General features: G+C 66.5%; 13 protein-coding genes. 4 read left to right on the top strand and 9 right to left on the bottom strand.

The features are described from left to right. Positions 1-2: 2 nt before the first annotated feature. From R2K23_RS06780 to R2K23_RS06770, 3 genes are read right to left on the bottom strand one after another with little or no spacing between them, the layout of a single operon-like run. On the bottom strand, positions 3-1,340 hold the full coding sequence (locus R2K23_RS06780; protein WP_316515451.1) for an MCE family protein: 1,338 nt from the start codon (positions 1,338-1,340) through the stop codon (positions 3-5). Positions 1,341-1,345: 5 nt separating this feature from the next. Beyond that, on the bottom strand, positions 1,346-2,176 hold the full coding sequence (locus R2K23_RS06775; RefSeq protein WP_316517100.1) for an MlaE family ABC transporter permease: 831 nt from the start codon (positions 2,174-2,176) through the stop codon (positions 1,346-1,348). Between the two features lie 20 nt (positions 2,177-2,196). Beyond that, positions 2,197-2,934, bottom strand: coding sequence for an MlaE family ABC transporter permease (locus R2K23_RS06770; protein WP_316517099.1), 738 nt, complete (start codon positions 2,932-2,934; stop codon positions 2,197-2,199). Between the two features lie 960 nt (positions 2,935-3,894). Here R2K23_RS06770 and R2K23_RS06765 point away from each other — a divergent pair. Genes R2K23_RS06765 through R2K23_RS06750 form a run of 4 tightly spaced genes read left to right on the top strand, consistent with a single transcriptional unit; the run spans position 3,895 to position 7,611 of the window. Next, on the top strand, positions 3,895-4,557 hold the full coding sequence (locus tag R2K23_RS06765) for a TetR/AcrR family transcriptional regulator (RefSeq protein WP_316515450.1): 663 nt from the start codon (positions 3,895-3,897) through the stop codon (positions 4,555-4,557). A 9-nt stretch (positions 4,558-4,566) separates the two neighbouring features. Beyond that, positions 4,567-5,262: a TetR/AcrR family transcriptional regulator gene (locus R2K23_RS06760; protein WP_316515449.1), complete on the top strand. Its 696-nt coding sequence runs from the start codon at positions 4,567-4,569 to the stop codon at positions 5,260-5,262. 56 nt (positions 5,263-5,318) lie between these two features. Then, the gene (locus R2K23_RS06755; protein ID WP_316515448.1) at positions 5,319-6,470 is read left to right on the top strand and encodes an acetyl-CoA C-acetyltransferase; all 1,152 of its coding nucleotides are present in this window, start codon (positions 5,319-5,321) and stop codon (positions 6,468-6,470) included. Position 6,471: 1 nt separating this feature from the next. Beyond that, positions 6,472-7,611, top strand: coding sequence for an acyl-CoA dehydrogenase family protein (locus tag R2K23_RS06750; protein WP_316515446.1), 1,140 nt, complete (start codon positions 6,472-6,474; stop codon positions 7,609-7,611). A 167-nt stretch (positions 7,612-7,778) separates the two neighbouring features. Here R2K23_RS06750 and R2K23_RS06745 read toward each other — a convergent pair whose 3' ends face one another. From R2K23_RS06745 to R2K23_RS06720, 6 genes are all read right to left on the bottom strand, one after another. Then, positions 7,779-8,624 (bottom strand): PaaI family thioesterase, encoded by an 846-nt coding sequence (locus R2K23_RS06745; RefSeq protein ID WP_316515445.1) that lies wholly within the window; start codon positions 8,622-8,624, stop codon positions 7,779-7,781. Further along, on the bottom strand, positions 8,621-9,610 hold the full coding sequence (locus R2K23_RS06740) for an NAD(P)H-dependent flavin oxidoreductase (protein ID WP_316515443.1): 990 nt from the start codon (positions 9,608-9,610) through the stop codon (positions 8,621-8,623). The genes R2K23_RS06745 and R2K23_RS06740 overlap by 4 nt, the downstream gene beginning before the upstream one ends. Before the next feature lie 86 nt (positions 9,611-9,696). Then, positions 9,697-10,476: a maleylpyruvate isomerase family mycothiol-dependent enzyme gene (locus R2K23_RS06735; RefSeq protein ID WP_316515442.1), complete on the bottom strand. Its 780-nt coding sequence runs from the start codon at positions 10,474-10,476 to the stop codon at positions 9,697-9,699. Positions 10,477-10,480: 4 nt separating this feature from the next. Next, a complete protein-coding gene (locus R2K23_RS06730) occupies positions 10,481-11,524 on the bottom strand; it encodes a phosphotransferase family protein (RefSeq protein ID WP_316515440.1) in 1,044 nt (347 codons plus the stop codon). A 106-nt stretch (positions 11,525-11,630) separates the two neighbouring features. Further along, complete coding sequence (locus R2K23_RS06725) at positions 11,631-12,779, bottom strand: Rv3169 family protein (protein WP_316515438.1); 1,149 nt, start codon at positions 12,777-12,779, stop codon at positions 11,631-11,633. Then, positions 12,776-13,900, bottom strand: coding sequence for a phosphotransferase (locus R2K23_RS06720; protein WP_316515436.1), 1,125 nt, complete (start codon positions 13,898-13,900; stop codon positions 12,776-12,778). Before R2K23_RS06720 ends, R2K23_RS06725 begins: the two co-directional genes overlap by 4 nt. Between the last annotated feature and the right edge of the window lie 8 nt (positions 13,901-13,908).

The raw sequence follows: 13,908 nt of genomic DNA, 5'->3' as shown, positions 1-13,908 counted from the left end.
GGCTAGGGTGCCGGCGCGCCGGGCGGCGGTGGGTACAGCGGCGCACCGTCCGGCCCGTACTGGGCCGCGCCGTAGGGCGGCGCACCCGGGTAGGGCGGCAACGGACCGGGCGCCGGCCCACCGAAGTGGCGGATCCTGGGTGGTTCCGGGACGCCCTTCGTGACGGGGAAGTAGTTGGCAATGCCCGGGAAGCCGATGCCGGGGTTGGGCCGGATGTCCAGGCCGGTGCCGAAGCCGGTGTTGGTCACGACCTGACGGACGGGGAACTTGTTGGCCGCGTCGGGGAGCGATCCGCAGCTGGGCTTGCCGCCCGGTCCGCCCTTGGCGGCGATGATCGGCAAGTTCTGCGGAAAGCGGTACGGGTCGTCGCCGAGCAACAGCCCCGCGTCGACGATGAGCGACTTGCCGTTGGCGCCACCCATGGCGGGGTAGTTCCCCGTCTTGAGGGCGACGACCGAGCCTTGCAGCAGGCAGGTGTAGGTGGGACTGTACTTCTCCAGGACGTCGGTGGTGGGCTCGAGAGCCCGAATCGCACGCACGAGGTTGTCCGCGTTGGGGGCGAGCAGGTCGACTCCGGACTGGCCGAAGCCGATTGCGCCCAGGAGCACGCCCTCGAGCGTCTGCGACTTCTCCGTGATCGTCGCGCTGGTGGTGGCCGCGGAATCCAGCACTCTCAGGATGTCTTCTGCCGCAACGCTGTAGGCGTCACTGAAGCCCTGCAGTGCCTGGAAGTTGTCACGCACGGTGTCCATCCGGGGGTTTACCGCCTGCAGGACCTGGTTGGCGCTGGTGGTGGCCTCCCCGATCCGTTCGCCCTGCCCGCGAAGTCCGTCGGCAAGGGCCGAGAGCGTGGCGTTCAGCTTGGAGACATCGACCTGGTCGAGGACGCCGACCAGATTCTGGAAGACCGTGTTGACCTCGGTACTCACGTTGCGTGACTTGAGGATTGCGCCCTCGGTCAGAGTCTCGGCGGCCGGGTCGTCGGGGATGACCAGGTTGACGTACTTGGCGCCGAACGCGGTCGTCGCCTTGATCTCGGCCTCGACGTTGGCGGGGATGTGGCGCAGTTGGTCTGGTGTGATCTCGAGTCGCAGACTCACCGGCTCTTTGCCGCCGGCGATCTGTCCCACCTGCCCCACCACTACGCCGCGCAGCTTGACCTTCGCGCCCTGCTCCATCACCAAGCCCGTGCGGTCGGACGTGAGAGTGACAGGGGTATAGGAGCGGTGGGCACCCACGAAGAGCATGGAGCACACCACCACCAGGACCACGACGGCAGCGACCAGGCACAGGGCGTACGTGATCAGCCGCGACCGGCTGTTTTCGCCTACTGAATTCATTACGACTACCCGGAGAGGTTGAAGTTGCCGGACTGGCCATAGATGGCCAAGGACACGAACACGGTGACGAAAACCGCGCTGATCAGTGACGTCCGCACCGCGCGGCCCACTGCCTCACCGACGCCGGCCGGGCCGCCGCTTGCGGTGTAGCCGTAGTAGGTGTGCACGCTCATGATCACGAGGGCCATGACGACGGCCTGGAAGAACGACCAGATGACGTCCGTCGGCTGCAGGAACGTGTTGAAGTAGTGGTCGTAGACGCCGGTGGACTGGCCGTAGACGAAGGTGGTCCCGAATCGCGCGGCGACGAAGGACATCAGGATCGCCACGCAGTACAGCGGTATCACCACGATCACTCCGGCGAGCAGTCGTGTCGATGCGAGATACGTCAATGACCTGATGCCCATGACCTCCAGGGCGTCGATCTCCTCGTTGATGCGCATGGCGCCCAGTTGCGCGGTGGCGCCGGCGCCGATGGTGGCGGCCAGCGCGATGCCCGCGGTCAGCGGCGCGATGAGTCGGACGTTGAAGTAGGCGGAGGCGAATCCGGTCAGGGCTTCGACGCCGACGTCCGCGAACTGGTTATAGCCTTGCACCGCAACAAGAGCGCCCGTGGACAGCGTCAAGAACGCAACGATCACGATGGTGCCGCCGACCACCGCCAGCGCCCCCACGCCCAGACTCATCTGGGCGATGAGACGAACCACCTCGGTCTTGTAGCGGAAGAAGGCATCACCCACCGAGGCAAAAGTCCGGCCGTAGAAGTACGCCTGCTCCCCCAGTCGGGCCAACCCGTCCAGGAACCCGTTGCCGAGGCGACGTAGGCGCGGCGACATCCCGCGCGACACCCCGGTGCTCACAGCGTCGCCTTGACGCCGACGGCGGTGGCCAGGATGTTGATCAGGAACAGCGCGAGGAACGAGTACACCACCGTCTCGTTCACGGCGTTGCCGACCCCGGCGGGACCACCCGCGGCCGTCGTGCCCTTGAAGCAAGCGATGAGACCGGCCGCGAAGCCGAACAGCGCCGCCTTGATGAGGCAGATCGCCACGTCCGCAAAGCCGGTGATCAGGGTGAGACCGGCCACGAAAGCGCCCGGCGTGACGTTCTGCACGAAGACCGAGAACGAGAATCCGCCGGCCAATCCCACCAGTACCACCAGGGACGACAACGCCGTCGCGACAATGGTCGCGGCCAGGACGCGCGGCACCACCAGTGCCTGGATGGGGTCGATCCCCATGACCTTCAACGCATCGAGTTCATCGCGGATCGTCCGCGCTCCCAGGTCGGCGCACATGGCAGTGGCGCCCGCACCGGCGACGACGAGCACCGTGACGACCGGGCCGATCTGGGTCACGGTGCCGAAGGCCGCACCCGTGCCCGAGAAGTCCGCCGCGCCGAACTCGACCAACAGGATGTTGAAGGTGAACACCAACAGCACGGTGAACGGAATCGACAGCATCAGGGTCGGCATGATCGACACCCGAGCCACAAACCAGCACTGTTGGATCAATTCGCGCCAGGCGAAGGGGCGTCTCGGTATCGCGACCATGGTGTCGACCGCCATGGCAACGAAGTCGCCGACTGCCCCCATCGGCTTGGCGACGGTGCTGCGCAAGGTCAAGCTCTGATCCCTTCGTCTGACCCCGACCGATCCCACGTGGCGTACGCCACACTGGTTCCGTCCTGTGATGTCGATTGAAATTAGACTAAAAAGTAGGCGATATCAAGCGGCTTCAGTAACCCGCTCCGCACCCGGAGCAGCCACCCAGTCGGAGCGACGGGTGACGGTGCGGTGGGACGGTCAGAACCCCCTCGAAAGCCGCCTGCGCGCAGACTCCCGCCGGCCGCACCCCCACCGCAGCATCCACCAGACTCAAGCCCTTTGGCGCGCGAACTTCCCTGCACTGCAGGCTTTTATCAGGTTCGCGAGGGAGGCTGCCGCCAGGGATTGCCGCATCATTTCGCGAACGGGGTCGGCTGGTCGCCGACCATGCCATCCACCTGGAGGCAGCGCGCACGCTCGCAGGACCTTTCGCGTCAGCGCCGCTGCCGGCGCACCACACGGGCCAGTACCCGGCCGGGACATCCCATGCCATAAGGCGATCACTTACTTTCTGATAAATATTCAGCACAGCCTGCCCCCCCATGGTTAAATGCGCGACTCCTATCGCCCCGGCGATGCGCGCTCGCACGCCGGCCGGAAGACCGCCGCGGCATCCTCGCGCCATCACGGCCCACACTCGGACGCCTCGCCGCCGAATGTCGACGGGATCAACCTAATAGAGTCAGAGCTGACTGTCTAGTGATTGGCAAAACCCGGAGCCGCTGCCGGCCGTCGGGCCCCAAACCGCCTCGTGGACTGCGCTGCCCACCACCTAACGCCGTGATCGCGATCGATGACCGAACCGCGGCAAATCAACGCTGCCGTTAATTAGCTACCGCTGACTGTTTAGACTGGAGCTTCCCGGGGCCGCTTGACGTCGGAGAAAGTCGGCTTACGGCCTCGGGCGACTAAACTCCCGCCCAAACAGGAAGCACGAATGGGGTCACAGTGACTGTCCCGCCCGGAACAGCAGGGGCTGAGAATCCTGAGCGCCCCAGGCGCGCTCAGCAGGAACGCAGCCGGCTCGCCCAGCAGAAGATCCTGGATGCGGCGGTACGCGTGCTGGACAAGCACGGCTATGCGAAGACGTCAACACTGCGCATACAGAAGGAAGCCGGGGTTTCGCGAGGCGGGCTGCTCAACCATTTTCCTTCTCGCGACAAACTTCTGGTCGCCGCTGTGCATCACCTTGCGCTCGAATGGGTGACGAACTTGGGGACCCGCGCACAGTGGGCCGCTGACCCCGTCGAGCGGATCGCCGAAGCGATCGACACGATGTGGGCGACCTATTCTCAGCCGTACTTCTGGGCCTCGGTCGAGCTGTGGGTCGCCGCGCGGTCCCACGAAGACCTGCGACTCGCCCTACTGCCCAAGGAGTACCTCATGGGCTCGGTCATCCGAGCCTCCGCCGACGCACTGTTCGGCCCCGCGCTGTCCAGTCACCCGTCGTACCCCGTGGTGCGGGATCTGGTCATCACGAGCATGCGGGGCGTGGCGCTGACCTATGCGCTCGACAACCGCGATCCCACGAAGGATCCGCACCTCAAACACTGGAACACGGTGGCAACCACCATGCTCCTAGAGGCCGAGCAGAACGGATCGCTCCCCTAGAATCGGACGATGGCCCGAAAACCGGCAAAGCAGGCGGTGGATTCCGACAGCTCGGACCCGAAGAAGTCCGAGCTCACTCGCATTCGGATCCTGGACGCCACGGCGCGAGTCCTCAGCGAGAAGGGGTACGCCGGGACCCGACTGACCGATGTAGCCAAGTACGCCGAGTTGCAGGCTCCGGCCATCTATTACTACTTCTCCTCTCGCGAAGACCTCATCGAAGAAGTGATGTTCGCCGGGATCAGCGACATGCGACAGCATCTGCGCGCCGAACTCGATCGACTTCCGGACGGGACGCCCCCCATGGAGCGCATCGTGTTCGCCGTCGAGACTCACCTTCGGCACGAACTCGAGCTGTCCGACTACGCCACCGCGTCGATCCGGAACTCCGGCCAGATCCCCGAACACCTGCGTAGCCGCCAGAAAAAGGAGGCGGCGGCCTACGACCGCATCTGGCGCAAGCTGTTCTCGGATGCGCGGGCCGACGGACAACTGCGCGACGACATCGACGACAAGCTCGCGCAAGCGCTCGTGGTGGGCGCGCTGAACTGGGCCGCTGAGTGGTGGGACCCGCGCCGCGCATCGCTGGACACCATCGTGGCCAACGCCCAGACCTTCGTCCGGCACAGCCTGTCCCCACTACCGGCCCCGGACGAGCCCACGGGCCGGAAATCCAAGCGCAAGACGCCAGCCGCGAACAGCTGAGCGACGGTTGTCGGCTCCACATCGGCATGGTTTCGATTCTATGTTAAATTAATTCCATGACTGAAGCCTTCATTGTCGATGCGGTCCGCACGCCCGTCGGGCGACGTAACGGCGGCCTGTCCGGCGCCCATCCTGCCGATATGGCTGCCCACGTGATCAAGACGCTGGTCGGACGCCACGACGTGGACCCCGCCGCGATCGACGACGTCATCCTGGGTTGCCTGGACAACATCGGCGCTCAGGCCGGGGACATCGCGCGCACGGCGGCGTTGGCGGCCGGCCTGCCCGAGTCGGTGCCCGGAGTGACCATCGACCGGCAGTGCGGATCCGCCCAGCAGGCAGTGCATTTCGCCGCCCAGGGCGTGATGAGTGGAACGGCCGACCTGATTGTGGCCGGCGGCGTGCAGAAGATGAGCCAGTTCCCCATCCTGAGCGCCTTCGGCGCGGGCGAACCCTTCGGCTCCACCGACCCGTGGACCGATTGCGAAGGCTGGGCGGCCCGCTACGGCGATCAGGAGATCTCCCAGTTCCGTGGCGCCGAACTCATTGCCAAGCAGTGGAACCTGACGCGCGAGGACAACGAGAAGTTCGCGCTGGAAAGCCACCGTCGTGCCCTGGCGGCCATTGAGGCCGGCTACTTCGACAAGGAGATCACCCCGTTCGCCAACGCGACGGTCGACGAGGGCCCCCGCGCGGACACCTCCCTGGAGAAGATGGCGGGGCTGCCCACCCTCATCGAGGGCGGGGTTCTCACCGCTGCGGTGGCCAGCCAGATCTCCGACGGCGCCGCGGCGCTGCTGGTGGCCTCGCAGGCCGCCGTCGACCGGTTCAACCTCACCCCGCGCGCGCGAATCCACCACATCTCGGTGCGCGGCGCCGATCCGGTGATGATGCTGACGGCACCGATCCCGGCCACCCAACACGCCCTGAAACGCGCCGGGATGTCGATCGGGGACATCGACGCCGTCGAGATCAACGAAGCCTTTGCCCCCGTCGTGCTCTCCTGGCTGGCCGAGTTGGAGGCCGACCCGGCGCGGGTCAACCCCAACGGTGGCGCCATCGCCCTGGGGCACCCCATCGGGTGCACCGGAGCGCGCCTGATGACCTCGCTGCTGCACCACCTCGAGCGCACCGGCGGTCGTTACGGCCTGCAGACCATGTGCGAGGGCGGCGGCCAGGCCAACGTCACCATCATCGAACGGATCTGACATGCAGCGGTCACTGTATGAGGCCGACCACGAGGCCTACCGGGAGACGGTGCGCGAGTTCCTGGCCCGCGAAGTGGTTCCGCACCACCAGGATTGGGATCAGAACCGCTGGATCGACCGCGACGTGTTCGCCCGGGCGGCCAAGACCGGCCTCTACGCTCTGCAGATCGGCGAGGAGTACGGCGGTGCGGGCGAATCGGATTACCGCTACCGGATGGTGGTGTGCGAGGAGATCGCCCGGATCAACGCCCTGTCGTTCGGTCTCACCGTCGCTCTCCAGGACGATCTGGTCCTGCACTATCTGCTCGACCTGACCAATGCGGAGCAGAAGCAACGCTGGCTGCCCGGGTTCGCCGACGGGTCCCTGATCGGCGCATTGGCGATGACCGAGCCCGGCACCGGCAGCGACCTGAGAGGCATTCGCACCACCGCGCGCCGCGACGGCGACCAATGGATCCTCAACGGCCAGAAGACATTCATCTCCAGTGGAATCATGGCCGACCTGGTCGTGGTGGCGGCCCGCACCGACGAACGGCTGAGCCTGTTCGTCGTCGAACGGGACACCCCCGGATTCGAACGCGGCCGCAAGCTCGACAAGATCGGCCTACCGGGTCAGGACACTGCCGAGTTGTTCTTCCACGATGCGGCGGTTCCCGCGCAGAACCTGCTCGGTGAAGAAGGTGCGGGCCTGAACCACTTGATGAGCCACCTGCCCCGTGAACGTCTCGGGGTCACCGCGACCGCCATCGCAACGGCCCGGGCGATCTTCGACCTGACCGTCCAGTACTGCAAGGAACGCACCGCCTTCGGGTCGTCGTTGATCGACAAGCAGCACGTTCGATTCGAACTCGCCGACATGGCCACCGAGATCGACGTCGCGCAGGCATACGCCGATCAGTCTGTGCTCGCCTACAACGCGGGAGAGCTCTCCCCCGTGGACGCGGCGAAGGGCAAGTGGTTCGTCAGCGAGCTACAGAAGCGGGTCATCGACAGGTGCCTGCAGCTGCACGGCGGGTACGGGTATATGAACGAGTATCCGGTCGCCCGCGCGTTCGTCGACACCCGCGTCCAGACCATCTACGCGGGCACCACCGAGATCATGAAGGAGATCATCGGCCGCGACCTGGCGGGCAATCGCTGATCGCGGCCACCGGTCTTCGACGGTGTTCCGTCGAAGACCGGTCGGCCTGCACAGACGAATTCGAGTGAGTCATTGGGTACCGGGCTGACTCGCGGCGTGAACTCCAGCGGGGCACTCCTGTATGTCCTGCGCAGGGCCACGCCCTCATCGCCCGGGCAGCTTCGGGTCTAGACACCACGGAAAGTCACCGTCGACTTGGTGCACAACGTGCCGTCGTCGGTGTGACCGGATACCTCCACCACGGCGAAGCGACCGCCCACATGGATCGGACTGGCGTAGACGTTCACCGTGGCGCCGAGCGGGGCGGACCGAAAGAACACGGTCTTGATCTGCGCGGTACTCAGCTTCTGGTTCTGCTCCGAAACCGCTGCGGCGGCGGCCGTCTCGGTCATGCATGTCCAGATGCCGCCATGGAGAATGCCGAAATCATTCACCCAGCTGTCCACGTCGCGCAACTGCAGTCCGACACCGGCATCGCCGACTACCGGTGCAAGGCCCAGATGTTCGGTGATGGACGTCGCCGTTTGGTCGGTCTTGACCCCCGGCGCGGGCGGCGGCGGGGCATCCCGGGTCGCCGGGACGAAGACACAACGGGTGGTGGCCAACGCCGCCACCGACTCGTCGGCATCGGTGATGACACCGTGTACCAGTCCGCCGCCCTGTTCCATCCTCGTCGGAGTGGCCCGGGCATGCAGCGTTTCCCCTGGTTCGGCCGGCCGGGCGAAATCTATCGTGAGTTCGGTGGTCACCGCCCAGGTGGCGGGTGGGCGGCGCAGAAACGGGACCTCGCCGAGCGTGTGGTCTGCCAGCACCGCCAGGACGCCCGCCTGGACCTGGCCTCGATCGTCGAGTGCCCAGTCGCCGAGCTCGATGTCGCTATGGCTGTCCTCGCCGCGGGGGTTGCAGGAGTGCAGCCCGAACCGCGCTTCGACCGAGGTCGGCTCGCGTATTTGGCAGGCCGACTCCTTACCGGTTGCGGCGGGCGGAGATTCATCGACGCGGCACGCTGTCATCGGATCGCCGCTTCGACGACAGCGCCGCCCAGGCGTTCGGTGATCAGCTCCTCGGCCTCGGCCACGATGCGGGACACCAGCTCGCCACAGGTCGGGATGTCGTTGATCAGGCCCATCACGGTGCCGACCCACCAGATCCCGGCGTCCAGGTCACCGGTCTCATATACCCTGCTTCCACGGGCTCCGGAGACCAGGTCCTTGACGTCCTCGAATTTGCCTCCGCGGTCCAGGATTTCGACCACCTCGCGGGATACCGCGTTGGAGGCCACCCGGCCCGTGTTGCGCAGCGGGCGGAAGATCAACTCGGTGTCGAGTTCACTGCCGGCGACGATGGCTTCCTTGACGTTCTGATGGATCGGCGACTCGACGGTGCACATGAACCGCGACCCCATGTTGATGCCGTCGGCACCCAACGCCAGCGCGGCCACCAGGCCCCGGGCGTCACCGAACCCACCGGAGGCGATCATCGGAATCTCGATCTGATTGGCCGCCGCCGGAATCAACACCAACCCCGGAACATCGTCCTCACCCGGATGACCCGCACACTCGAAACCATCGATGCTGATGCCATCGACACCCAGACTCTGCGCCTTGACCGCATGCCGCACCGAGGTGCACTTGTGCAACACCTTGATCCCGTTGTCATGGAACATCGGCAGATGCGGCGCCGGATTCGACCCCGCCGTCTCCACGATCTTGATCCCCGAATCGACGATCACCTGCCGGTACTCGTCATACGGCGGCGGGTTGATCGACGGCAGAATCGTCAGATTCACCCCGAACGGCTTGTCGGTCAGATCCCGCGTCTTGGCGATCTCATTGGCCAGATCCGCCGGCGTCGGCTGCGTCAACGCGGTGATGAAACCCAACGCCCCCGCATTCGCCACCGCGGCCACCAACTCCGCGCGACCCACCCACTGCATACCACCCTGGGCAATGGGGTGCTCGACCCCGAATACCTCGGTGAACTTCGTCCTGATGGTCATGGTGACTCCTCACTGTGCTGGCGGCGTGCCTGGGATCCGAACGATCCCGGACGTGACGCGGCCCGTGGTCCGACGCGTGACAATGCTCATACGATGTTTACTGCATCCAGGAACCGCTCCCCATACCCGGTGTCTCCGCTGACGGTCACGTCGCGTTGCCGCCAATCGACCCGTCGCGTGGACCATTCCGGGAATTCGAGTGCGGAGGCCGTGATCTCGGCGGCAGCCGCGCCGGGCTGCGTGGTGACGGCGCCGTCCGGTTGCACGGTCCAGCTCCCGCCGCCCGGCCCGGTGAGGTTGATTCGTAACGGCGCCTCCAGCCAGGGGTGCACCGCGGCCTTCAATTGGTTGGCGAGCACCGCGAGCATCCATTCGAGGACCACCGCCACGGTGTTCGCCTCCGAAGGCGGCGGGGGCAACCCCAGCGCCGGCGCTATGTCGTGGCGCAGATGGGTGTAGTGGTCGAAGGTCATGGCGCTGCACAGCACGAGGTTCACCGGGAACCGCCCGAGTTCGGCGAGCGGCAGCCGGATCCGCGCAAGCGGGCCCGCGTCGACCACACGGGCTAGTCGGATCAGCCGCCGACTCCATCGCTCGTATTCACCCAGTACCTGTGCCGGAGTGCGACGGCGCCGCTGGTCGACCAGCATGTCGTTCGATTTCTCGATGTCGTTGCTGCGCAGAATCTTCAGCGCGTCGACGGTGAAGATCGCACGACAGCCCGCCCCCATGTGCGCCACCATGTCCTGCACGCTCCAGCCCTCGGCCCGGCTGGGGGTCGCCCATTGCCGATCGGTGAGGCTGTGGCAGGTCTCGAGCAGCAGGTCACGTTCCGCGCACAGGGCCGCGACACGATCCGGAGTCATCGGGTCACTCCTTCAGGTGTTCGGCGGCCGAGGTCAGCAGCGTCTCGATCGAGGCGTCCAGGTCATCGAGGTCGACGGCGCCGTGGTCCCCCATGATGCCCTTGCGGCGGCGGACCAGGACACCCTGCAACAGGCTGGCGGCCCGCCATTGGGAGAAGGCGCGGTAGTAGTCGATCCGGTCGATCGGCACACCGGAAGCCTCGCTGTAGATGCGGACCATCTCCTCACGGTCGGGGAACCCCCCGGCGCGCGTCGGACTCGGCATCACGATCGCCGGATCTTCCGGTGCTCGCCAGTCGTCGAGCAGCCAGGCCAGATCCGCGAGCGGGTCTCCGATGGCCGCCAACTCCCAGTCGAGCACCGCGGTGACCGTGCCGTCATCGATCAAGGTGTTCGACAATCGGAAATCGCCGTGCATCACCACCGAGCGTGTCCGGGGCGGGGCGGCCTGCGCCAGGCTGTCCCGCAGCGCCTGCCACGCGGCATCGTGGCGGCTGTCGCGGCCGTTGGCGTCCCACGCCTGGGTGACGCGCCGGATCTGCCGCTCGAGATACGGCGAGCGGGGCTCAGGCAGGCCGAGAACGGCGGGGTCGAGGGTGTGCAGGCGGCCCAGGATGGACGCCACCTGCCGCCCGATGTCCTGGCGTTGGTCGGGGGTGAGCGACTCGGCGTCCCGCTCGGTTTCCAAGGCGCGGCCACCGACGCGGTGCATGACGAAAAAGGGTGCGCCGCCGGCTGTCTGCCCGGTGCCCACGACATGCGGCACCGGAATTCCACTGGCCGCCAGCGCGGAGATGATGCCGGCCTCGCGATGGACGTCGTGGGCGGTGCTCACCGCCTTGCCGGGCGGGGGCTCCCGCAGGATCCACTCCCGCCCGGACCGGTCGGTGACGCATGAGGTGATGTTGGATTGACCGAAGCCCACCCGCGCGACGCTCACCGGCCCCTGCACCGTTTCTCCGTGCTCCACGAGCCAATCCGCCACCGCGGCCGGTTCGTCGCACATCGACCGTGCCGTCTCCATGGTCGGCGCAGTGGGCTCGTTCATCAGCACTCCTGTTTGGGTCGCGGCCGCCCGCATAGCACATTTTTGATTCTAGGTTAAATCATACCCGTCGCCGGCGACCGCGGGCGTCGACGGGCTCTCGCCGGCGTCAGCGGTAGTTTCGGCTGGGAAGTCCCAGCTCCGGGAACCGGCCGACGGCCTCCGATTGCAATCCGCACCAACCGCTCTCGCCGGTGGTCTCATCGGTGATCCGCGCGACGGACTGGCGCAGCTGATGCAGCTGCGGCTGAATCTCCGGTTCCTCGATGTCGTCGATGCGCTCACCATCGACGGCCAACCGGCCGCGGTCCTCACCGTGGTAATGCCCTTTCCAGCCGTAGTACAGGCCGGGCCCCAAGCACGAGGCGGCTCCGCCCAGCGGTTCGACGACAAAGCGGCGTTTCGTCCCGTCCGCCATCTCGCAGTCGAATGTCACATCGAGCACGCGTCCCGTCGCGGGATCGAACCGGTGTCGCATGTCGGTGGCCGTGGCCGCCAACTGGGTGCCGTCCGGCCGGACCAAACGAGTGTTGTCCTCGGCGACGGTGCCCCGGGGGCTTGCACTGATCCAGTGCGAGAGGTGGATCGCGTAGTCGCCGCCCTGTCCGCGGATCAACCCGGGGGCCCACGCCAACCGGAAGTTGGTGTCCGCACCGATCTCGTCCGGTCGTGCATCAGCGGCTGGCGGGCCGATGTGCGGTCGAATGCCCCACGAATGGTCGCGCAGCTGAAAGGAGTTCGATCGGGTCAGCTCGTAGGCCGTGCCGGCCACCTCGATCCGGCCCTCGGCGGAGCCGGTCTGGATGTAGCGCGTGACGTCGTCGGTGGTGCGGTATCCGCGCACGACGGTGTTGCGTTCAGTCCACGGCCGGGTGTGCCCGTGCAGCGTCAGGTCGAACGCGATCGGCTGCACCTCGTTCGGCTCGAGAACGCAGCGGACCGCCGCCAGCGGCTCGACCACCTCGTACCGCAACGGTCCCACCGCCGTCACAGTTGGCTCCGGGTACAGGCGGCGGCTTCCGCGCACGGTGTACTGAGTTTTCCCGACAGTGACCATCCCGAACCCGTCGAAGACGTTGCGGTTCAGGTATCGGCCCATTCCGAAGGCCACATGCACCCGACCATCCGTGTCACCGGCGCCGGCCCAAACCCGTTCGGTCCAAGCTGGATCGGTTGTCGCCACTTCGGCGAACGTGCCGACGTGCTGGTGGACGAGCATCTCGTCGGCGTCGGTGAGTTGCGGTGGGCGCGGATTCATGACAGTGCCTCCAAATCGTCGAGGGCGTCCAGCGAATCGAGGTCCTCGAAGGTGGCGAGCAGCCGGTCGAGCCATGTGGTGACCAGCTGCCAACCGCGGTCGTTCATATCCACCGCCCGCGCGATCGACGTGGTGTGGTGCAGGCCTTGGAAGGCGCCCAACCGCAGGTCCGTCACGCAATCCTGGAGCGAGTGATCGGATACACCGAGCTCGGTCAACCGCCCGTGGTACGTCCGAAGCAAATCGTCCTGGTGTTCGCGCCGCACCTCGGTCGGGATCGAGGCGCCGAGAAAACCACCCAGGTCGCGCCCCGGATGAGCGACCAACGCCGTCTGCCAGTCCACCACGACCGGCCTGTTCGCGCCGTCCGTCGGGAACAACATGTTGTCCACCCGGTAGTCGCCGTGCACCAAACTCATCGGCTGCCCGGCCGACACCCACCAGCGGTCGGCGCGCTCGACGAAGCGGCCGAGGACACGGTCCGTTGCACTTCCGGGCTCTACCGCCATCGCTGTGCGGAAGTGCTCGACATTGCGCGAGATGATCCGCTGGTAATGCTGGCCCTCCGCCGCCGTCGGCGGTTCTAGCAGATTGTCGCCCGCCGGAAAGGGTCCGCTCCACAACGGAGCGTGCAGCCCGGCGAGATTGGTCATCACGCCGTGCAACTCGGTCGGTTGCGGGGCGGTGAACTCATCGCCGGGCTGGGCGGGTGAGATGTCCTCGAGCAGCAGGACGAACTGGTCACAGTCCGGCGCAATCCAGTGCGCATAACTTCGCGGCACCCGGGCCTCGATCTTCGACGCGAGGTCGCGGTAGAACCGCACCTCCCGTTCGTAGAAGCCCGGGCGGCCCGCGAAGCCATACCCCACGCGGCCGGTACGCCGGCTTGCCGCCCCGTCGCGCGAGTACTTGAGTACCAACGTCTCCGGGACACTCGCGTCAACACCGTCGAGCGTCAACATCAGGCGCTGCGCCGCACCCACCATGCCGTTGCCGATCGACTCCGCTCGAAAGTCGGTGACCTCGACGTCATGGCCGGCCTGCTGCAGACACTGCGTCAACCAGGCCACGGTGACGTCCGCCGCGGTGGTCGGGGCGGGCGCTCTCGCGTGGTTGACCAACGACCTTC

It is taken from the genome of Mycolicibacterium sp. MU0050 (genome assembly GCF_963378085.1).
GTDB lineage: Bacteria > Actinomycetota > Actinomycetes > Mycobacteriales > Mycobacteriaceae > Mycobacterium > Mycobacterium wendilense.
The sequence above is the reverse complement of the archived record's forward strand: the minus strand, read 5'-3'. Positions and strand labels throughout refer to the sequence as shown.